18 protein-coding genes are annotated in these 20811 nt (G+C 70.4%); 10 read left to right on the top strand and 8 right to left on the bottom strand.

What is annotated here, in order from left to right:
* Positions 1 to 66: 66 nt before the first annotated feature.
* Positions 67 to 888 (bottom strand): TauD/TfdA dioxygenase family protein, encoded by an 822-nt coding sequence (locus ACFQVD_RS44400; protein ID WP_343979141.1) that lies wholly within the window; start codon positions 886 to 888, stop codon positions 67 to 69.
* Between the two features lie 246 nt (positions 889 to 1134).
* Between ACFQVD_RS44400 and ACFQVD_RS44395 the strand changes: the two genes are divergently transcribed.
* Together ACFQVD_RS44395 and ACFQVD_RS44390 are read left to right on the top strand one after the other, a co-directional pair.
* Positions 1135 to 1719: a GNAT family N-acetyltransferase gene (locus tag ACFQVD_RS44395; RefSeq protein WP_343979143.1), complete on the top strand. Its 585-nt coding sequence runs from the start codon at positions 1135 to 1137 to the stop codon at positions 1717 to 1719.
* Between the two features lie 227 nt (positions 1720 to 1946).
* Positions 1947 to 4439 (top strand): DNA gyrase/topoisomerase IV subunit A, encoded by a 2493-nt coding sequence (locus tag ACFQVD_RS44390; protein WP_343979147.1) that lies wholly within the window; start codon positions 1947 to 1949, stop codon positions 4437 to 4439.
* Between the two features lie 183 nt (positions 4440 to 4622).
* On the opposite strand, the gene ACFQVD_RS44385 is transcribed toward ACFQVD_RS44390, so the two are convergent.
* Positions 4623 to 4940, bottom strand: a complete 318-nt coding sequence (locus tag ACFQVD_RS44385) for a hypothetical protein (protein WP_343979150.1) — start codon at positions 4938 to 4940, stop codon at positions 4623 to 4625.
* 165 nt (positions 4941 to 5105) lie between these two features.
* Between ACFQVD_RS44385 and ACFQVD_RS44380 the strand changes: the two genes are divergently transcribed.
* The gene (locus tag ACFQVD_RS44380) at positions 5106 to 5600 is read left to right on the top strand and encodes a beta-class carbonic anhydrase (protein ID WP_343979153.1); all 495 of its coding nucleotides are present in this window, start codon (positions 5106 to 5108) and stop codon (positions 5598 to 5600) included.
* A 58-nt stretch (positions 5601 to 5658) separates the two neighbouring features.
* Here ACFQVD_RS44380 and ACFQVD_RS44375 read toward each other — a convergent pair whose 3' ends face one another.
* Positions 5659 to 7731, bottom strand: coding sequence for a DNA gyrase/topoisomerase IV subunit B (locus ACFQVD_RS44375; RefSeq protein WP_343979156.1), 2073 nt, complete (start codon positions 7729 to 7731; stop codon positions 5659 to 5661).
* A 241-nt stretch (positions 7732 to 7972) separates the two neighbouring features.
* Between ACFQVD_RS44375 and ACFQVD_RS44370 the strand changes: the two genes are divergently transcribed.
* Positions 7973 to 8203 carry a DUF7455 domain-containing protein gene (locus ACFQVD_RS44370; RefSeq protein ID WP_030920243.1) on the top strand — a complete coding sequence of 77 codons (231 nt, stop codon included), beginning with the start codon at positions 7973 to 7975 and terminating at the stop codon, positions 8201 to 8203.
* A 17-nt stretch (positions 8204 to 8220) separates the two neighbouring features.
* Here the strand turns inward: ACFQVD_RS44370 and ACFQVD_RS44365 are convergent, their stop codons facing one another.
* A complete protein-coding gene (locus tag ACFQVD_RS44365; protein ID WP_343979160.1) occupies positions 8221 to 8949 on the bottom strand; it encodes a GNAT family N-acetyltransferase in 729 nt (242 codons plus the stop codon).
* 46 nt (positions 8950 to 8995) lie between these two features.
* Between ACFQVD_RS44365 and ACFQVD_RS44360 the strand changes: the two genes are divergently transcribed.
* On the top strand, positions 8996 to 9736 hold the full coding sequence (locus ACFQVD_RS44360; protein ID WP_343979251.1) for a YaaA family protein: 741 nt from the start codon (positions 8996 to 8998) through the stop codon (positions 9734 to 9736).
* 68 nt (positions 9737 to 9804) lie between these two features.
* Here ACFQVD_RS44360 and ACFQVD_RS44355 read toward each other — a convergent pair whose 3' ends face one another.
* The 3 genes from ACFQVD_RS44355 to ACFQVD_RS44345 form a co-directional block, all read right to left on the bottom strand.
* On the bottom strand, positions 9805 to 10725 hold the full coding sequence (locus ACFQVD_RS44355) for a hypothetical protein (protein ID WP_343979163.1): 921 nt from the start codon (positions 10723 to 10725) through the stop codon (positions 9805 to 9807).
* 154 nt (positions 10726 to 10879) lie between these two features.
* Complete coding sequence (locus tag ACFQVD_RS44350) at positions 10880 to 12523, bottom strand: RNA polymerase sigma factor (protein ID WP_343979255.1); 1644 nt, start codon at positions 12521 to 12523, stop codon at positions 10880 to 10882.
* 244 nt (positions 12524 to 12767) lie between these two features.
* Positions 12768 to 14861 carry a SpoIIE family protein phosphatase gene (locus tag ACFQVD_RS44345; protein ID WP_343979166.1) on the bottom strand — a complete coding sequence of 698 codons (2094 nt, stop codon included), beginning with the start codon at positions 14859 to 14861 and terminating at the stop codon, positions 12768 to 12770.
* A 599-nt stretch (positions 14862 to 15460) separates the two neighbouring features.
* On the opposite strand from ACFQVD_RS44345, the gene ACFQVD_RS44340 reads away from it, so the two are divergent.
* The 5 genes from ACFQVD_RS44340 (at position 15461) to ACFQVD_RS44320 (ending at position 19649) form a co-directional block, all read left to right on the top strand.
* A complete protein-coding gene (locus ACFQVD_RS44340; protein WP_386274015.1) occupies positions 15461 to 15649 on the top strand; it encodes a hypothetical protein in 189 nt (62 codons plus the stop codon).
* A 207-nt stretch (positions 15650 to 15856) separates the two neighbouring features.
* Entirely contained in the window at positions 15857 to 17368 is a 1512-nt protein-coding gene (locus ACFQVD_RS44335) for a hypothetical protein (RefSeq protein WP_343979258.1), read from the top strand.
* Positions 17369 to 17375: 7 nt separating this feature from the next.
* Positions 17376 to 18128 carry a LamB/YcsF family protein gene (locus tag ACFQVD_RS44330; RefSeq protein WP_343979171.1) on the top strand — a complete coding sequence of 251 codons (753 nt, stop codon included), beginning with the start codon at positions 17376 to 17378 and terminating at the stop codon, positions 18126 to 18128.
* A gap of 10 nt (positions 18129 to 18138) precedes the next feature.
* Positions 18139 to 18762: a 5-oxoprolinase subunit B family protein gene (locus ACFQVD_RS44325; protein ID WP_343979174.1), complete on the top strand. Its 624-nt coding sequence runs from the start codon at positions 18139 to 18141 to the stop codon at positions 18760 to 18762.
* Complete coding sequence (locus tag ACFQVD_RS44320) at positions 18759 to 19649, top strand: 5-oxoprolinase subunit C family protein (RefSeq protein ID WP_343979177.1); 891 nt, start codon at positions 18759 to 18761, stop codon at positions 19647 to 19649. The genes ACFQVD_RS44325 and ACFQVD_RS44320 overlap by 4 nt, the downstream gene beginning before the upstream one ends.
* A 61-nt stretch (positions 19650 to 19710) precedes the next feature.
* Here ACFQVD_RS44320 and ACFQVD_RS44315 read toward each other — a convergent pair whose 3' ends face one another.
* On the bottom strand, positions 19711 to 20799 hold the full coding sequence (locus ACFQVD_RS44315) for a winged helix DNA-binding domain-containing protein (protein WP_343979182.1): 1089 nt from the start codon (positions 20797 to 20799) through the stop codon (positions 19711 to 19713).
* Positions 20800 to 20811 lie beyond the last annotated feature (12 nt).

Below are 20811 nucleotides of genomic sequence, written 5' to 3'. Positions count from 1 at the left end.
ACCGCGGTCAGGCGGTGCCTCGCCGCGCTGTCGCCGGTCACCACGGCGAGACCCGCCAGGCGGGGCCTAGGCGTCCAGGTGTTCGGGGAAGGCGTTGATCGTCACCCGGTGCATGCGGCGGCGCTCGGTGTAGTCGGCGACCGCGTAGTGCTGGGTGCTCCGGTTGTCCCAGAAGGCCAGCGTGCCCGGCCGCCAGTTGAGCCGGACCTGGTACTCGGGAGAGCGGATGTGGTCGATCAGGTAGGGCAGCAACGCCTCGTTCTCCCGGTCGGACAACCCCACCAGCCGCGTGGTGGAGGAGCGGTTGACGAACAGCGCCTTGCGTCCGGTCTCGGCGTGCGTGCGCACCACGGGACGCTCGATCGGCGGCCACTTGGCCTGGACCTGCTCCAGGTCGAAGTCGTGCCCCTTGGAAATGGCCTTCTTCATCGAGGCCGTGATGTCGTGGATCGCGGTGAGCTCGTCGCAGAGCCGCTGGATGGGCGGCGAGAGCGTCTCGTAGGCCAGCTGGGCGTTGGCCCAGAGGGTGTCACCGCCGACGGAGGGCAGTTGCACGCAGCGCAGCAGCGAGCCCATCGGCGGGACCGGCTCGAAGGTGTTGTCGCTGTGCCACTCGTCGCCGCCCTCGCCCTTGGGGTCGGTCTGGTCGAGGACGTGGATGGCGGTGCCGCCGTCCTTCTTGAAGGCGGGGTGGTTGATCGAGCCGAAGTTCTCCGCGAAGTGGATGTGCTCTTCGTCACTGATGTGCTGGTCACGGAAGAAGAGGACCTTGTACTCCAGCCAGCCTCGCCGGATCTCCTGGACCTCTCCCTCCGACAGCGGCTTGCGCAGGTCGACACCGCTCACCTCGGCGCCGATGTGCCTGGTCACGGGCTTGAACTCGATCATCTTCGGACGCCCTCCATCGTGGCCGCACGGCATTCGTGAAGGTTAGGTCATCCTTACCCAGCCCTCTTTCCGAGCCTAGCCCGATCCATCAAAACAAGCAATTGCTTGGTAAGGCACACGTGCCGGACCGGTGCCGGTCGAGGATGCTCCCCCGCCCGCCGCGGACACCCTCGCGGGCAGGTCGCGCCGGGTCGGCGGGGAGCGGGGGAACCGGCAGGCTCCGCGCCATGGTTTGATGCATCCACTATGGACGTCACCACCTGGTATCTCGAACAGACCTCACGCTCGGACCTGCTGCCCGCCAAGCCGCCGTCGATCGAGGTCGACGTCGTACACGCCGAGGTGCCCTCGCCCGAGTTCAGCCGGTTCCTCAGCACGGCCGTCGGCGGAGAATGGCACTGGACCAACCGGCTGCCGTGGACCTGGCGGGAGTGGAGCGACTGGCTGGAGAGCGGCGTGGAGACGTGGGTGGCCTATCACCGCGGCACCCCCGCGGGCTACGTCGAGCTCGCCCCCCAGGACGACGCGGCGGTCGAGATCACCTGCTTCGGCCTCCTGCCGTGGGCGATCGGCAGAGGCGTCGGCGGCCGTTTGCTGGAGGTCGGCACCGCCAGGGCCTGGGACCTGGCCGACCGGCAGCCCGGCCGGGAGCCGACCCGGCGGGTGTGGCTGCACACCTGCTCCCTCGACAGCCCGGTGGCGCTCGCCAACTATCAGGCCCGCGGCTTCAGGATCTACGACACCAGGCTGAACGTGCCCGGCGACGAGTACGAGGGGGAGACCCCCGGCCCCTGGCCCGGGGCGGGCCCCAGGACCCGCGACACCGCCTGACACCCCGCCCGGAACGGCGGCAGCCCTCGGCGGCGGGCCGGGGAAGGCCCGAAGGTGTCGGATGAGCTGGGTATGGTATCGAGTCTCGGTACCATACCCGGCCTCCCGCCGGACGCCCCGGCCCGAGGCTTCCCGGGGAGCCGGTGCAGACGGTTCGACCACGAAGACAGAAGGAGGATGCGCCTCCCCCTCGGCCTGACGGCCGGGGCCCGCGCGCAGGAAATCAGATGGCTCGACGGACGACCACACCCCCGACCGACGAGGGCTTCGAGGAGCGGATCGTCGACATCGACGTTTCCACCGAGATGCGCACCAGCTTCCTCGAATACGCATATTCGGTCATCTACCAGCGTGCACTGCCGGACGCCAGAGACGGCCTCAAGCCGGTCCAGCGCCGCATCCTCTACTCGATGAGCGAGATGGGCCTCCGGCCCGACCGGGGCCACGTCAAGTCCTCACGCGTCGTCGGCGACGTGATGGGCAAGCTCCACCCGCACGGCGACACCGCCATCTACGACGCGCTGGTCCGGATGGCCCAGCCGTTCTCGATGCGCCTGCCGCTCATCGACGGGCACGGCAACTTCGGCTCCCCCGACGACATGCCCGCCGCGATGCGCTACACCGAGGCCCGGCTGGCCTCGGCCGCCATGGCCGTGGTCCAGTCGATCGACGAGGACACCGTCGATTTCAAACCCAACTACGACGGCCAGGAGACCGAGCCCACGGTCATGCCGTCGGCCTTCCCCAACCTGCTGGTCAACGGGGCCACCGGCATCGCGGTCGGAATGGCCACCAACATGGCGCCGCACAACCTCGTCGAGGTCGTCGCCGCCGCCCGCCACCTGATCAAGAAGCCGGAGGCGACACTAGACGACCTGATGCGGTTCGTCCCCGGCCCCGATCTGCCCACCGGTGGCACGATCATCGGCCTCGACGGCATCCGCGACGCGTACGCCAAGGGCCGTGGCACCTTCCGGATGCGGGCCAAGTGCGCCGTCGAGCAGGTCAGCCCCCGTCGCAAGGGCATCGTCGTCACCGAACTGCCCTTCAACGTCGGCCCCGAGCGCGTGGTCACCAAGATCAGGGAGCTGGTCACCGCCAAGAAGCTCCAGGGCATCTCCGACCTCAAGGACCTCAGCGACCGACACAAGGGCCTCCGCCTGGTCATCGAGATCAAGAACGGCTTCATCCCCGAGGCCGTGCTGGAGGAGCTCTATCGGCTCACCCCGATGGAGGAGACCTTCGGCATCAACAACGTCGCGCTGGTCGACGGCGAGCCGCGCACGCTGGGCCTGCGCGAGCTGCTCCAGGTCTACGTGGACCACCGTATCGACGTGGTCCGCCGGCGTTCGCTGTACCGCAGGCGCAAGCGCGAGGAGCGACTGCACCTCGTCGAGGGCCTCATCGTCGCCCTGCTCAACATCGACGAGGTGATCCGGGTCATCCGTTCCTCCGATGACTCCGCCCAGGCCCGCGAGCGCCTGACGCAGACATTCCAGCTGTCGGAGATCCAGGCCAACTACATCCTCGACACCCCGCTGCGTCGCCTGACCCGCTACGACAAGCTGGAGCTCGACCGCGAGAGCCAGACGCTGCGCGACGAGATCGCCGAGCTGACCGCGATCCTGTCCTCCGACGACAGACTCCGCAAGGTCGTCTCCGACGAGCTCGCCCAGATCTCCAAGACCTTCGGCACCCCGCGCCGCACGGTGCTGCTGGAGTCCTCGGGGGTGGCGAGGAACGTCTCGGTCCCCCTGGAGGTCGCCGACGACCCCTGCCTGGTGCTGTTCTCGTCCACCGGACTGCTGGCCCGCACGGCCGACGCCTCGCCACTGGCCGGCGACGGTGACCGCTCGGCCCACGACGTGCTGGTCTCCGCGGTGCGGAGCACGGTCAGGGGCGAGGTGGGCGTGGTCACCAACCAGGGGCGGATGATCCGGGTCCAGGTGGTCGACCTGCCCACGCTGCCCCGCTCGGCCAACCCGCCGTCGCTGTCCGGAGGCCACCCGGTCACCGAGTACGTCACCTTCAACCCGGGTGAGACCGTCGTCGGCATCGGCTCGCTCGACCCCGACGGACCCGGCCTGGCCCTGGGCACCGCGCAGGGCGTGGTCAAACGGGTCGTCCCCGACTACCCGGCCAACCGCGACGACTTCGAGGTCATCGGCCTCAAGGACGGCGACACCGTGGTGGGCGCGGTGGAGCTGACGAGCGAGGAGCACGACCTGGTCTTCATCACCTCCGAGGCCCAGCTGCTGCGCTACCCCGCCTCCGTGGTCCGCCCCCAGGGCCGCCCGGCGGGAGGCATGGCCGGCGTGCGGCTGGACGGAGACGCCGTGGTGATCTGGTTCGGCGTGGTAGACCCCTCCCGCGAGTCTCGGGTCGTGACGATCGCCGGCTCCTCGACCGCACTGCCAGGCACCCAGATCGGTGGCGCCAAGGTCTCCGACTTCGCCGAGTACCCGCCGAAGGGTCGCGGCACCGGCGGTGTCCGCGTCCAGCGGTTCCTCAAGGGCGAGGACGTCCTGCTGCTCGCCTGGGCGGGCCCCGGCCCGGCCCGTGCGGTCTCGGCCGTCGGCAAGCCCGTGCCGCTCCCCGAGGAACTGGGCCGCCGCGACGGCTCCGGGGTCCGGCTCACCCACACGGTGTCGGCCGTGGGCGGCTCCCTGTGCGCCGAGGACGACCGGCAGGACCAGGGGGAGGCCACCTCCCCGGAATGATCCTCATCCCCCGCGCAGGACACCGAGGAGCCCCCGTCAGGACGACGGGGGCTCCTCGGCGATGACGGGTCCCGCGCACCGGGCGCCGGCGTCGCGTTCTCCGACCCCCGCGACGCCACCCGGCAGGTCTCGGCTTTCGGTGCGTGCCCCCTCCCGCACGGGGCTCGGGACGCACCCGGTATCTCAGGTGAGCGCCCCCTGAAGTGCGAACCTGATGGCCATCAGCAACTGCCAGGGCTCACCCGACTCCCAGAAGCGGATGACCCGGGCGACTCGATCCGGCGGATCGAACCCGCCGGCCCCGTACGGCCCGAAACACCCCGCCTCCACGAGGACGGCCACGAACGGGTCGTCCTCCTTCAGGGACCGGGTGTAGGCCGCCGCGTCGAGCAGGGCCAGCGCCGAGCGCGCGTTGCGCCCCCCGTCCCTGGACTCCACCCGGTCCAGCCTCCGCCTGCCCTGGTCACGGAGATAGTCGGCCAGCGATTCCGTCCTGCTCATTACCCACTCCACCTCCCGGACTTCGAGTGACGACATCATCACTCAATGTGAGTCCAGACGGTGGGATCTTGGTGAAGTCGTCACCTGAGGCGCCCCCGACAACCCTCGCCGAATGGGTATGACGCATCATTGGTTCGTTAGCCCCATCGACCGAGGGATACGTACGTGAGTGCCTTTGACGACCTGCTGGCCGCCAACGAGGAGTTCTCCGCCACGTTCACCAACGCGGAACTGACCGGCAAGGCGGCTCGTGGCCTCGCGGTGGTCACCTGCATGGACTCCCGGATCGATCCGCTGGGTCTCTTCGGCCTGAAACCGGGCGACGCCAAGATCCTCCGCAACGCCGGAGCCAGGGTGACCGACGACGTGCTGCGCACGCTCGTCCTGGCGGTCAACCTGCTGGCGGTGGAACGGGTGCTGGTCATGCCGCACACCGACTGCGGCATGACCAAGGTCACCGACGACGAGGTGCATGCGATCGCCGCCCGCCGCGGTGTCGACACCCGGAGCCTGGACTTCCACACCGTCCCCGACCAGGACGCGGCGCTGCGCCACGACCTCACCCGGATCAGGACCAGCCCGTTCCTCCCGGCGGGCATGCCGGTCGGCGGCGCCGTCTATGACGTGCGCACCGGCAAGCTGATGCCGGTCGACATCTGAGCCTCGGGGTTCCGGCCCCGCCGCGGCCCATGGCCCGGCGGGCCGCCCCGCGGGCCCGCTACGCGTCGATGTGGTCGCGGTCGATCTCGGCCGAGCTGCTCACGATGAACTCCCGGCGCGGGGCCACGTCGCTGCCCATCAGGAGGGCGAAGATGCGCTCGGCCTCCTCGATGTCCTGGATGCGGACCCTGCGCAGGGTGCGGTGGCGGGGCTCCATGGTCGTCTCGGCCAGCTGGTCGGCGTCCATCTCGCCCAGGCCCTTGTACCGCTGGACCGGGTCCTTCCAGCGCTTACCCCTGCGCTCCAGATCACGCAGCACCTTGTGCAGCTCGGCGTCGGAGTAGCAGTAGACGTATTTGCCGTGACCTCGGCTGGGGTTGATGACCTCGATCCGATGCAGCGGCGGCACGGCGGCGAAAACGCGCCCGGCCTCGACCATCGGCTTCATGTAGCGGTGGAAGAGGGTCAGCAGGAGACAGCGGATGTGCGCCCCGTCGACGTCGGCGTCGGCCATCAGGATGACCTTGCCGTAGCGAGCCGCCTCGATGTCGAAGGATCGGCCGGAACCCGCCCCGATGACCTGGATGATCGCGGCACACTCGGCGTTCTTGAGCATGTCCGCGACGGACGCCTTCTGCACGTTCAGGATCTTGCCCCGGATCGGCAGCAGGGCCTGGAACTCCGAGTCGCGGGCCGCGCGGGCGGTACCCAGCGCCGAGTCACCCTCGACGATGAACAGCTCGCTGCGGTCGACCTCGTCGCTGCGGCAGTCGACCAGCTTGGCGGGGAGCGCCGAATTCTCCAGGGCGGTCTTGCGGCGCTGGTTGTCACGGTGCTCCCGGGCGGCGATACGGGCCTTGGCCGCCGCGACGATCTTCTCAAGGACCGCGCGGAGCTGCGGCTTCACCGTGCGCGACGGGTTGGCGAGCAGTTCCTTGAGCTCACGCGAGACGACGTGGGCGACGATCCGGGAGGCCGCCGAGGTGCCCAGGACCTCCTTGGTCTGGCCCTCGAACTGCGGCTCGGGCACCCGGACGGTCACCACCGCGGTGAGCCCCTCCATGATGTCCTCGCGGGTGACCGGGGCGTCGCCGTTCTTGAGCAGGCGGGTCTCACGCAGCTGCTCGTTCAGGGTGCGGACGAGGGCGCGTTCGAAGCCGTTGACGTGGGTGCCGCCCTTGGGGGTGGCGATCACGTTGACGAAGGACCTGACCGTGCTGTCGTATCCCTTGCCCCAGCGCACCGCCACGTCCACGGTGAGCTCGCGCTGGACCTCGGTCGGGGTCATGTGCCCCAGGTCGTCGAGGACGGGGACCGTCTCGTGGAAGTGGCCCACGCCCCGCAGGCGCAGCACCTCGCAGACCGCCTCGTCCCGGGCGAGGAACTCGGTGAACTCCGAGATGCCGCCGTCGAAGTGGAACTCCTCCTCGGCCGCCTCCTCGCCGCGGCTGTCACGCACGGCCAGGGTCAGTCCAGGGACCAGGAACGCGGTCTGGCGCAGGCGGACATGGATCTCGTCGAGGGAGACCTCGGCCTCGGGGAGGAAGATCTGGTGGTCGACCCAGAAGCGCACGCGGGTGCCGGTGACCTTCTTCGCGGCGGCGCCTCCGTCACGCAGCCCCGACCTCTTCTTGAACTTGGCCTTGGGCCCGTCGCCGTCGAAGACGCCGGGAACGCCCCTGCGGAAGCTGATCTCGTGGATCCTGCCGTCACGGTCGACCTCGACGTCCAGCCGCGAGGAGAGGGCGTTGACCACGGAGGCGCCGACGCCGTGCAGGCCACCGGAGGCGCCGTAGGAACCGCCGCCGAACTTCCCGCCGGCGTGCAGCTTGGTGTAGACGAGCTCGACGCCCGCCAGGCCGCTCTTGGGCTCGACGTCGACGGGGATGCCCCGGCCGTTGTCACGGACCTCGATGGAGCCGTCGGCGTGGAGTTCGACCTCGATGCGGGTGCAGTAGCCGGCCAGGGCCTCGTCGACCCCGTTGTCCACGATCTCCCACAGGCAGTGCATGAGACCGCGGCTGTCGGTCGACCCGATGTACATACCGGGGCGCTTGCGGACGGCTTCGAGCCCCTCCAGCACCGACAGGTGGCGGGCCGTATAACCCGTCTCCGCGCTAACTGCGGTCACACCCACTCCCAGCTCTGTCGAACACGTGTGCGCAGCTTACCGTTCTTCCCGCCACGACGCGTACAAGCTTGCCATCCGGTGGACAACGGCGTTACATCCAGCGTGATCATCGTTACTTTCGGCCGCTTTCCGCTCTGGGCGTAGCAGGGGGTCGATTGGGAACGTTCGTATCGGGTTAGATGTTCTCTCAAGTGACTGACGCCAGATCCTCCACCTCAGGGGATGACCTGAAAGGCGATACGTGACTGGAACCCTCGCCCCCGCCAAGCAGCTGACCGCTGCGGACCGCTGTGACCGGTGCGGCGCCCAGGCCTACATCCGCGCGACCCTGCCCGTAGGTGGGGAGCTGCTGTTCTGCGCCCACCACGGGCGTCAGCACGTAGCCGTGCTGAGAGACAAGGGTGCCAACATCCAGGACGAGTCTGCGCGTCTCAGCGACGCTCCGGCAACGGCAGGCAACGACGAACGATGACCAGACGGATGGAGCCGTCATCGGACCCGATAGTGATATCGGCCCGCCACTGTGAAGCCATGGCGCTCGTAGAGCGTCCTGGCCGCCGTGTTCGACTCCACCACTACTAAATATGCCCGCTGCGTGCCCTGCTCCCGCGCATGTGTGAGCAGGGCGCGCAACACCTTCCGTCCATGGCCCTTGCGCCGCGCGTGCGGCACCACGGCCATGGAGTAGATCCCGAACCACTCCCCCTGGACCACACCCCGCCCCACGGCCTCCTCGCCGAGCGAGGCGTATGTGGCGGGCACACCGGTGAGGATCCGCGCGGCCGTCGGCAGACCGTCGCCGCCGAACCTCCCGTCCACGCTCCACCAGGTGTCCAGCCATGCCCGCGAGGGCGCTTCGGCGAGATCGACCTCTTCTCGCGACGCGCCGACGCCGTTCCCGGACGCCTCGGGCACCAGGCTCGCCGTCATGACCAGCGTCGGATCCACCACCCGATAGCCGCGCGCGTGCAGCAACGCGTCCAGGCCGGGCGTGGCGCCACCCCCCACCGAGAAGACGCAGGGCAGGCCCCGGTCGGCGTAGAACTTCTCCGCCACCTCGACGCCCGCTTCCAGATCCTCCGGCTCGCCCAGCGGCAGCACGGAGTTGGCCCGCTTGGTCACCCCGTCCGCCGCACGCAGGATCCAGCCACCCGCGTCCACCCGGTGAGTCGCCGGCCAGGCCTGGTCGACCAGCCGGTCAAAAACCTCAACGATCATGCTGCAGGATCCTAACCCCTCGGTCGCCGCACTACGCTCGGTGAATGTGCTGATTCTGCTACCCCCGTCCGAGGGAAAGGCCGCACTGGGTGACGGCCCCGCCCTCGACCTGCCCCGGTTGAGTTTCCCCGCCCTCGCCCCGTCCAGGCGACGCGTCCTGGACGCGCTCATCGCCCTGTGCGAGGGTCCCGCCGCACGGGAGGTGCTCGGACTGTCACCGGGACAGGCAGGTGAGATCGGCAAGAACCTGCTTCTGCGCACCGCGCCCACGCTGGCCGCGGCCGACCTGTACACCGGCGTGCTCTACGACAATCTTCACCTGGCCTCGCTCTCCCCCGAGGCCGCGGCGCGGGCCTCGGAAAGTCTGCTGATCTTCTCCGGCCTGTGGGGGCTCCTCCGGATCGACGACCGTGTACCCCCGTACCGGCTGTCGATGGGGGTGCGACTGCCGCCGCTGGGCGGTCTTGGCGCCTTCTGGCGCCGATCGGTCACCCCGCTGCTCGACGCCGAGCCCGGCCTGGTGGTGGATCTGCGCTCGGGCACCTACGCGGCGGCGTGGCAGCCGGGCGGCAGGGCGGTGGCGGTGCGGGTGCTCAAGGAGGGGAAGGTCGTCAGCCACATGGCGAAGGCCACTCGCGGCGTCATAGCCCGCTCACTGCTGGAGGGGGACATCGATCCACAGAGCCCCGAGGAGCTCACGAAGATCCTGGACCACCTTGGGCACTCCGTCACTCTCTGTCCGCCTCCCAGGGGGAGGCAGTCATGGATACTCAACGTAACCGTGTGATATTCGCCACATTCCCCTTACGGGCCCACATCAAGACCTGGCGCCGGTGTGCGCGTCTCGCGCCCGGTTCACGCCGGGACAAGGCGGAGCCGCCCGCAGGCCCGCTCGAACTGCTGAGCGGGATCACCCAGATAGGACCACGGCAGCCTGCTGACCCTGCCCCCCGTACGTGTCAGGTGCCCACGCGCGGGCCTGCGCAGGTCGGCCAGGTAGAAGGCAGCCCCGAACAGGTTGTGCGCCTCTATCGACCGTGGATGGCTGTCGCCGCCCAGCCAGCGGCCCGCGTGCGAGACGATCTCGCGCAGCGCCCCGTCCGAGAACCAGCCTCCGCGTGACATCGGTGACCGCTCGGCGGCCACCTGCTCGAAGTGCGCCAGCGGCAGCAGGGCCGCCATCGGGTCCCCGTCGGGCGCCCGCGACACGGCCTGCCTGGCGAACTCCAGCATCTCCTGGGCGCTGCCGCCCCAGGCCGGGGACAACGTCATGAGCCTGGCCACATTGGCCGGGAACAGCGTCGGATAACGGCGAACGGCTTCGAACCAGACCGCGTCCCTCTCCTGGCGCGGCCGGTCGAGGCCGAGGTAGAGCCACATGATCGACTCCCAGGGCACCGGATCCGACGGCACGAGCGCCGCCGCGGTGAAGAGCGGCTGCCTGGCTCTCTCCATCGCCGCCTGGAACGCCTGCAGACGCTGCGCCTGCACGGCCCGGGCCTTGACATCCGGCTTGATCGTCCAGGCTTCCTCGATGCGGGTACGCCCGAGCCAGAGCCACAGGTCGGGGTTGGCCCGGTCATGGAGCGCCAGCGCCTCGATGGCGCCACTGTGACCGACGGCCGCCCTGGCCAGTGCCTCGACCCTGAGCGCGCGCCTCTCCGGATCACCGCGGGCCGCGCCGAGCGTGAACGTACCGCTCTCGAACACCCTCCGGCGCACCGCGGCGACCGCGTCGTCGAGCACCACGTCCGCCCACGGACGATCGACGATCACCCGCAGCCTCCGGGCGCGAATCCTGTCAACTTCGGCCACACCCATGAGGCGGGAGCCTAGAAGTTCGTTTCACACCCCGTGCTACCGACCTGTTACACCGGCGTTAATGACGTGGGGCCCGCACCGGACAGTGCGGGCCCTCTGTCAGAGAATCTCAGTCAAGGTAGTCACGCAGGACCTGCGACCGAGACGGGTGACGGAGCTTGGACATGGTCTTGGACTCGATCTGCCGGATACGCTCACGGGTCACCCCGTAAACCTTGCCGATCTCGTCCAGCGTCTTCGGCTGACCGTCGGTCAGGCCGAATCGCATCGAGACCACGCCCGCCTCGCGCTCGGACAGCGTGTCCAGGACGGAGTGGAGCTGCTCCTGCAGGAGCGTGAAGCTGACCGCGTCGGCGGGGACGATGGCCTCGGAGTCCTCGATGAGGTCACCGAACTCGCTGTCCCCCTCCTCACCCAGCGGGGTGTGCAGGGAGATCGGCTCGCGACCGTACTTCTGGACCTCGACGACCTTCTCGGGGGTCATGTCGAGCTCGCGGGCCAACTCCTCGGGAGTGGGCTCGCGCCCCAGGTCCTGAAGCATCTGCCGCTGGACACGGGCCAGCTTGTTGATCACTTCGACCATGTGGACCGGAATGCGGATGGTCCGCGCCTGGTCGGCCATGGCTCGGGTGATCGCCTGCCGGATCCACCACGTGGCGTAGGTGGAGAACTTGTAGCCCTTGGTGTAGTCGAACTTCTCCACCGCGCGGATCAGGCCCAGGTTGCCCTCCTGGATCAGGTCCAGGAAGAGCATGCCGCGGCCGGTGTAGCGCTTGGCCAGCGAGACCACGAGACGGAGGTTGGCCTCCAACAGGTGGTTCTTGGCCCGGCGGCCGTCCTCGGCGATCCACTCCAGCTCGGCGCGGACGTCGACCGGGAGCCTCTCGCCGTCGGTTCCCAGCTGCTCCTCGGCGAACAGACCGGCCTCGATCCGCTTGGCGAGCTCGACCTCCTGCTCCGCGTTGAGCAGGGGGACCTTGCCGATCTGCTTGAGGTAGTCCTTGACCGGGTCGGCGGTGGCGCCGGCGGCGGCGACCTGCGGCACCGGGGCGTCATCGTCGTCATCGGAGAGGATGAGGACCTCGTCCTCGTTGACCTCGATGGCCTCGGCCTTGGGCTCCTCCTCGGCCTCGGCCTCGGCTTCCACCTCGACCTCGACCTCGACCTCGGCGACGGCCTCCAGGTCGAAGTCCTCGAGCTCGACGTCCTCAAGCTCGATGACCTCGTCGTCATCGCCGGCGAGCGACTTCGACTCGGACACGGGGGCCGGAGCGGCCGCCTCGGGGCCGGCCTTCTTCGGCGGGGCCGGAACCGGCTTCTTGGCGGCCGGGGCGATCTTCTTGGCCGGCGCCGCGGGCCTCTTGGCCGCGGGGGCGGGCTTCTTGGCCGCTGCCGCGGGCTCGGAACCGCCGACGACCGCGGTGACGGTCTCCGGCTGCTCCTTGGCCGCCGCGGCGGTCTTGGTCTTCTTGACGGCGGCGGGCGCGGCCGGGGCAGTACGACGCTTGGCCGGAGTGCGGGACTTCTTGGGAGCCGCGGAGTCCTCGGCAGTCAGCCGTACGGTGATGCCCTCTTTGCTGAGGCTTCGCAGGATTCCAGCGACCTGCGCCATCGGAATGTCCGCTTCCTCGACGGCCTTGCGGACATCCTCGGACTCGAGGAACCCCTGCGAGCGCCCCCGCTCCATCAGCTGCTGAATGACGGGCTCGTTCAGCTCGGATGGCTTCGAGCGAGTCGAACTTGCAGGCGACACGAACACCTCTCGAAGGAAAGCGAGACGAGAATGGACCCAGATGCCCAACTAGGGGCACTTCTACCTCTAGTTGTGGTTAGCGAGGCCGCGCGAACCGCGACGCACCTGTCCAGCATTGTGGCATGACACCGTGATCCATACGGCCGCCTCCTGGCGGTTGCCCTCCACCCTAGGCCGACCAAGAGAGTAGTGCGTACGGAAGCGAGGCACCGATACCCGAAAGCAACCGTTATGACTGTTTCATTCAGTCACTCTTCGTGGCGGCGGGAACGTGAATCGCGAGCACCGTGACGTCGTCATCCTGCTCATATCCAGACAACATCCGGTCGACAAGGAAATCTAGCAACATGTGGGGGCTTCCGACCACTTCGGCCGGCGCTTCGGTCACAACAGAGCAAAGATCAGCGAGTCCGGCATCAAGACCACGTTTCCGGTTCTCCACCAGACCGTCCGAATACAGGACGGCGGTGTGGCCCGGCGGGACGCAGAACCTGAACTGCCTGCGACTCGTGGGCCAGCCCAGCGGGGTGCCCGGCTCGCCGTCGCACAGTATCGGCACGCCCTCGGGGGAGACCAGCAGGGGCGGCGGGTGACCGGCCAGCGCCAGCGTGCCCTCTCCGGTGCCGGGCTCGACGACCATGTAGGCGAGCGTCGTGACCTGCTCCTCCTCCTCGGTCGCCTCGAAGACCCGGTCGAGGCCGGTGAGGACCGCCGCGGGCGGCGGGTTGGTCAACGCCAGGGCCCGCATGGCGTTGCGGATGCGGCCCATCCCCGCCGCGGCCTTGACGCCCTTGCCCATGACGTCGCCGACCACCGCCGCGACCCGGCCGTCCTGGAGCACGAACGCGTCGTACCAGTCACCGCCGACCTGCACATGGCGGCTCCCCGAGCGGAACCGCTGGGCGAGTACCAGCCCCCTGACCACCGGCAGGCGATCGGGCAGCAGGCTGCGCTGGAGCGTTTCGGCGGTGCGGTGCTCGCGCTCGAACAGGGTGGCCCGCTCCACGGCGAGGGCGCACTGCCCCGCGAGCGCCTCCAGGAACACCCCGTCCTCCTGGGAGATCTTCTGCGGGCGGGTGAAGGAGAATCTCAGTGCCCCGAGCGCGCGACCCGCGGCCAGCAGCGGCAGGCCCACCCAGGCCCGCTCGTCACTGTGGGCGATGAAACCGGTGACGCTGTCGTCGTCGCCGCCCGCGTCGACCAGTTGGGCCCGCAGGCTGTCCGGCGACTCGGCGAAGACCGGGCGCCGGCTGTTGACCGCCATGGTCATCACGCTGGAGTGCGACAGCGGGATCTCCTCGCCGGGCGCGCCCGGAACGTCGGGGATGCCGCCGCTGTTGACCAGCTTCAGCGCGGCCCGGTCGACGTCGAGCAGCGCCACGGCCGACCGGTCGGCGGCCAGCGCCGTACGACCCACGTCGATGATGACCTGGACCACCTGCTCGACGGTGAGCGCCTCGGCGAGCAGCGCCGTGGCGCCCTGCAGGCGCGCGGTGCGCAGGGCCGCGGCGCCGAGCTGGTCGGTCAGGCGGCCCCGCATCTCCTCGGCCTCGCGCTGCGGGGTGACGTCGGTGTTGGCTCCCACCCATTCGACGACCCGGTTGTGCCGGATGATCGGGACGGCGCGCACCTCGAAGTGCCGGTAGCCGCTGGCCCGGGTGCGGACCCGGTAGCTCCACTCGAACATGATCCGGCCACGCAGCGCCTCACGCCAGGCCTCCTCGGTGTGCGGGCGGTCGTCCGGGTGGACGGCCTCCAGCCAGCCGTGGGTCAGGTACTCCTCCAGCCCCTGGCCGGTGATGGCCCGCCACTGCGGCGCGTCCTCCTCCACGACGCCGTTGGGCGCGGTGATCCAGACCAGCTGGGACTGGGCCTCGACCAGCGAGCGGTATCGCTCCTCGCTGCGCCTGAGATCCTCCTCGACCTGCCTGCTGTCGGTGATGTCGACGCCGACCAGGCAGATCGCGCGCAATGCGCCCTTGTCATCATGGATCGGAGAGAAGGTCAGCGACCAGTGGTGGGTCTCGCCACCGGCGGTGCGCACCCGGATCCGCTGGTCGCCGTCGACCGAGGCTCCCCCGACCATGCTCCGCACCGAGCCCTCGATCAGGGCGGTCAGATCGGCGGAGAGCAACTCACCGGGGACCCGGCCGACCAGGCGCTCGGCGGGCAGGCCGACCACGTTGGCGAAGACCTCGTCGACACGCTCGAAGCGACCTTGGGGGTCGAAGAACGCGAAGGCGAACGGCGACTGCGACAGCAGGCCCTGCAGCAGGCCGGAGTCTGAGATGTCCACACCCGACTCCCGGGGACGGGGCACGGAGGTTTCGGCGCTCATGGTCGGCACCTCCGTCGCGTGCCAGGGTCTCCCACGAGGCACATCTCCAAACTTGCGAATTGGCGTAGCGCGGCTCCGGGGGACCGGATCCTGGAGTACATCATCGGCGATGGGCAGGTGCGGACGGAAGCCCTGCCCAAGATGCGGTCAGCACACCCCGGAAACGCCACCGCTCCGATGGCCGGGATCCCCGGGCCGACACGCCGGGGCTCCCGTACGGGCGGCGACCAGTCGGCGTTGCGCCTTCGAACGTTTGCGGCCAGGACCCTAGCAGGATCGCGCCGGACCGTCCCGGCAACTGCCCACCTCATCTCCGTCGGGCTTGCAGGCGAGATCAGGCTACTGACTCGCCGTCAATTCGGCTCCCTCTTCGGGGACACTCACTTACTCCACTGTTGCAGGATTCAGTCAAGATACGGGGCCAGCTTCCCATATCAGGGCGCCGAGGGTTGACACTCCCGAGATAAGTTGTGGAATGAGAACGCACGTCCTCGCCGACACATCCGGGGGATGCCCCCGGGAAACTCCGGAGGAATGCGACATCCATGCCCGTTCTTGCCACCCGCTCCACCGGGCCTTCAACGACTTGTCACGAGCCGGTGACATCTCACCTGGCCGCCGAGTTCCTGACCGTTCCCGTCGAGACCGTCGGCAGGTGCGTGGCAGAGGTCTGTGCCTGCGCGGAGCACCTCGGCATCGAGGCGACTCCCGAGGTCGTCGAGCGTGTCGCCCGCGAGCATCTGCTCGCCCTTGTCAACTCCGCGCCGCCGCCCCGCGGTCCCCGGTAGCATCGGGGAACCCGGCCGTCTCTACGCACCGTTTGGACCGGGATTGCGAGAAGGTTGGGACGTGAGCGAGCGAAGCGAGCGGGCCGATCCGCACGGCGACGACCGCGATGGGCTCACGCGGCCGACGGGGGAGGCTGAGACTGCTTGAGTCGGCGACACCGTCGAGACCCCAGGGAGAGCCAGTCCCCTGAGGCGGTCTTCTCCGAGATGTTGCTCGCCGCTCGCGAGCTGCTGGCCGTACGCAGCCCGCTGGACGCCGAACTCATGGTCTCCGACATGGTCGGAGCCTGGTGGGGGCGCCGGCTGAAAGGCGGGGACGCCGAGCAGGTCCTCGGCGAGGGCCTGGTCGACTACGCGGCCAAGGCAGGCTCGCCCGCCGCGCTCACCCTGCTGATCGCGCTGGCCTACCTCGGCACGGCCCGCCAGGCCGCCAAGGCGGAGGGCGCCGCGCTGGCGCTCATGGAGCGCGGTGTGGCCAGGCCCCGCTGGGCCGACCGGCTGGGCGCGGTCAAGACGACCGGCTGCTTCGTCTCCCGCGACGCCTACGGCGACCAGGACACGGTGGTGTGCACCTTCGGCTACCGGGGCGCCGACAGCGGCGAGGACCGGCACGCGCTGGTCGTGATCGTCGACTACAACATGCGCGGCATCGCCCGTGACGCCTGGGTCTCGTCGCACGTCGACAAGCTGCTGGAACAGGCCAGGGCCGAGGCCGAGGACAACCCGATGCTCAGGTTCGGCCAGATCGAGCCGCAGCAGGCCAGGGCCCTGCTCGAATCGGCGATGAAGGCCACCGCGGAGTACGGCCACCGCAGGACGGCCGCGCCGGTCAGTGACAGCTACAGTGCCTACCACGCCTTCGCCAGGTCCCGGATCAAGGCGCTGCCGCCCGGCCGGAAGCGGCCGGCCCCGCTGCACAGCGAGGCCCCCTACAGCCGCGACCGCCGGGCGATGCTGGCCGCCGAGTTCCTCTCCTCGGACGCGGCCGAGCACCTGTCCGACCCCTCCGCGGCCTCCCGATGCGCCGATCACATCATCGACTACGGCTGCGACCAGGATTTCGGCCGTCCACTACGGGTCAGCCCGACCAAGTGCGAGACCTTCCTGCTCGACTGGCTGCCGCGCAAGGTGATGCTCAACACCGCCGAGCAGGAGGCGGTGCCGCACGTGCTGGGCGCCTGGGCGCGCTTCGCCGCCGACCGGACCGGGCTGCCGGACGAGGGGCTGCGAGCCACCCTCGACGCGGTCTGGGAGGCGACGGGCAAGTTCGCCGAGTCCTACCGCGATCCGACGACCTTCGGGCTCGACCGCGACCTGCTCGACCGGCTGCTGCCGGACGGCGACCTGTCGGCACTGGCCAGGCGGGTGTTCGCGTTCCCTTTCCTGCAGGGCACGCACGGCGAGATCCAGCTCGGCCTGCTCAACCCCGCGGACGACACCGATCGGCGGATCCTGCTGGGCATCGACCACGCGGGCGAGCTCACCCGGCCCGGCCACGACGAGCATCTCGCCTGGCACGAGGAGATCGCCGCCCGGCTGTGGGAGGGCGATCCGCCGCAGCTCTGGGAGGCCGCGCAGCGGCTGCTGGACCTGGGCCACGACCGGCACGACGTGCTGCACGTGCTGATCGAGATCGCCGAGCGCATCGGCGACGACCCCGAGGAGCTGGCCATCGCCCTCGACGACATCGCGGATATTCCCGACGAGCCCCCGGTGTAGGTGAGCCATGATGATCGATCTCAACGCCGATCTGGGCGAGGGCTTCGGGATCTGGCGGCTGGGCGAGGACGAGGCCCTGCTCGAACTGGTGACCAGCGCCAACATCGCCTGTGGGTTCCACGCGGGTGATCCGCTGACCATTCGCCGCACGTGCGCGGCGGCGATCGACCGCGGGGTCGCGATCGGTGCCCAGGTGTCCTACCGGGACCTGGCCGGGTTCGGCCGCCGCGAGATGGACGTCGACCCGGAGGAGCTCTGCGCCGAGGTGCTCTACCAGCTGGGGGCGGTGGACGGCATCGCCAGGGCGATGGGCGGCCGGGTCTCCTACGTCAAGCCGCACGGCGCGCTGTACAACCGGATCTGCCGCGACCCCGAGCAGGCCGGGGCCGTCGTGGCGGCGGTGGCCGACTACGGGGACCTGCCGCTGTTGACCCTGCCCGGCTCCGCCGTCCACGAGATCGCCGCCGGGGAGGGGGTCACCACGGTCGTCGAGGCCTTCGCGGACCGCGCCTACACCGCTGCCGGAACGCTGCTCTCCCGCCGCTCCCCCGGTGCCGTGCTGCACGACCCCGGTACGGTCGCCGCCCGTGCGGTGCGGATGGTGACCGAGGGCGTGGTCGAGGCGGTGGACGGCTCGCTGGTCCCCGTCGAGGCGCGCTCGATCTGCGTCCACGGCGACACCCCCGGCGCGGTGCTGATGGCCCGGGCCGTCCGCGACGGCCTGGTGGACGCCGGGGTGCCGCTGAGGTCCTTCACGTGAGGGGCCGGCGGTGATCCGGCGGGCCGGGGAGTGGTCGCTGCTGGTGGAGACCGGCTCGCTGGAGATCTCCCACCGGCTGGACGCCCTGCTGCGGGCCGCTCGGCCGACCGGGGTGGTGGAGATCGTGCCCGGCCCCACCACGGTTCTCGTCACCGCGCCGGGGGCCGACCTGACGCGCCTGCGGGACCGGCTCCTGCGCCTGCTGGAGACGGGGTCCACGATCGGCGCGGGTAGCGCCGCGCCGGCGCCGGCCGTGACCGTCCCCGTCGTGTACGACGGCGCGGATCTCGACGAGGTGGCCGTGCTGAGCGGTCTCTCCCCCGGGGAGGTGGTCGAGCGGCACACCGGGCGGGAGCTGGTGGTGGGCTGGCTGGGCTTCGCCCCCGGGTTCGCCTACCTCACCGGGCTGGATCCCGCACTGCGCGTCCCGCGGCTGGACACCCCGCGAACCTCGGTGCCCGCCGGATCCGTGGCGGTCGCCGGCCCCTACTCGGCGGTCTACCCCTCGGCCTCCCCCGGCGGGTGGCGGCTGCTCGGCCGCTCCACGACGGCGGTCTGGGACGTGACCGCCGACCCGCCTGCCCTGCTCACCCCGGGGACGCGGGTGCGTTTCCTGGCGGTCGGCGAGCCATGATCGAGGTGATCGCGTCGGGGCCGTACGCCACGGTGCAGGATCTTGGCCGGCCCGGGTACGCCCACCTCGGAGTGCCCCGCTCGGGTGCCGCGGACGAGCCGAGCCTGCGGCTGGCCAACCGCCTGATCGGCAACCCGGAGAGCGCCGCGGGGATCGAGCTGACCTTCGGCGGCGCCCGGCTGCGCTTCACCACCGGGGCCTGGGTCGCCGTCACCGGGGCCGCCTGCCCTCTGGAGGTGCTGCGAGCGCGCGGAACCGCCCCGGACGACACGGCCCCCGGCGGGCCGGTCCCACACGGGATGTGCGCGCCTTTCTGGGTGCCCGCGGGCGGCGAGCTGCGCACCGGGACGCCGGAAACCGGCCTGCGCACCTACATCGCCGTCCGTGGGGGCCTCGACACGCCCGTCACGATGGGGAGCCGGTCGGCCGACTCGCTGTCCGGGCTCGGCCCTCCCCCGCTTCGTAGCGGAACGGTCCTGCCCGTGGGACCGGCGGACGGCCTGCCGCCGATCACCGTGGACGCGGCGCCCTCGCCGGAGCTCGGAACGGGCATCCTGCTTGTCCTGCCTGGTCCCCGGGAGGACTGGTTCGTCCCCGGAGCCCTGGCCACCCTCTGCGCGGAGCCGTACGAGGTCGGCCAGGACAGCAACCGGGTGGGCGTGCGAATCCGCGGCGCCCGCCTGGAACGGGCCCGGGACGAGGAGCTGCCCAGCGAGGGCATGGTGGCCGGGGCCGTCCAGGTGCCGCCCAGCGGCCAGCCGATCGTGTTCCTCGCCGACCACCCGCCGACCGGCGGCTACCCGGTCATCGCCGTGCTGACCTCGGCGAGCCTCGCCAGGGCCGCCCAGCTCCGCCCCGGCGACCGGGTACGCTTCCGCCGCGGTTGAACCGCTCCTCGGCGAAGCCGGCGGGAGGGCGTCGCAAACCCGGAGGCTTCGGTTGTGACGGCTAGGGCAGCAGCCCGGACACCCGCTCGGTCTCGGCTGCGAGGGCCGCGGCGGGCACCTCCTCAAGGAGATCGACCACGATCTCCTTGTCCTCGGTCTTCCAGATCCCGACCACCCGGCCTTCGTGGATCACGACCGGGGAGATCCAGCCGGCGGCCCGGCTGACCCTCGCCTTCGCCGCGGCGGGCAGAAGGGGCTCCAGGTCACGAGGGGCGGCGAGGATGTACTGGTCGAAGCCCGGCAGGAGGTGGACCCCGGTGGCGGGCCGGGTGCCGGCCAGGTCGTCGAGGTGCTCGGCGAGCATGACCATCGGCCTGCCGCCGACCTCGATCTCGGCCAGCTCGGGGGTGAGGTCCCGGAACCAGCCGCGCAGGGTCGCCTTGCGGGCCGCCCCGCGGTAGAGCCAGCCGTCGAACGTCTCGGGGGTGCCCGGACCGTGGGCACCGAGGAAGGAGCGGAGCAGGCGCACGCCGCCCTCCTCTGCCGAGGGGGGTTCCGCCGGCCAGCCGGGCACCCAGTCGCGGGGGCTGACGAAGGTCACCCTCCCCTCACGGGGCGGGCCGTAGCAGAGCTCACCGAGAAAGCTCAGCGGCTTGAGCAGGGCGCCCCAGCCGGAGGTGAGCGCCTCCTTCAGGTGGGCGTCGCCGGTGATCTCGATGACCCTGTCGACCAGCTCCTCGCGGGTGAGGGCGCGGCCGGCGAGCGCCTTGGGCACGGCGTCGAGGATGGCGGCGACCTCGGCGGCGGTGACCCCGTGGCCCCGCTGCCAGGAGCCCCTGTCCCAGTTGCGGAACGAGCCGAGGACGGCGGCGTGGCAGGCCAGCTCGTCGGCGGGGACGAGGTGCAGGGTGCCGCGCGCCGTCCAGGTCTTCACCAGGCTGCGGTCTCGCCACAGGGCATCGTCGATCTCGTCGGGTCTCGGCCGCGCGCTCCGCACGGCCACCGCCAGGCCTGCGGCGGAGGCCACCTGTGCCTGCACCCCGGTGAGCCTGCGCACGACGGAGACCGCGTCCGGCCCGTCTGCCGGGTCCACGAACTGCCGCTTCAACCTCCACGCGAGTACCTGGGGCCAGGTGACCGAGACAACCATGGCCCACTTCTA

The sequence above is a fragment of the Streptosporangium amethystogenes subsp. fukuiense genome, assembly GCF_042665875.1.
GTDB classification, from domain to species: Bacteria; Actinomycetota; Actinomycetes; order Streptosporangiales; family Streptosporangiaceae; genus Streptosporangium; species Streptosporangium fukuiense.
The sequence above is the reverse complement of the archived record's forward strand: the minus strand, read 5'-3'. Positions and strand labels throughout refer to the sequence as shown.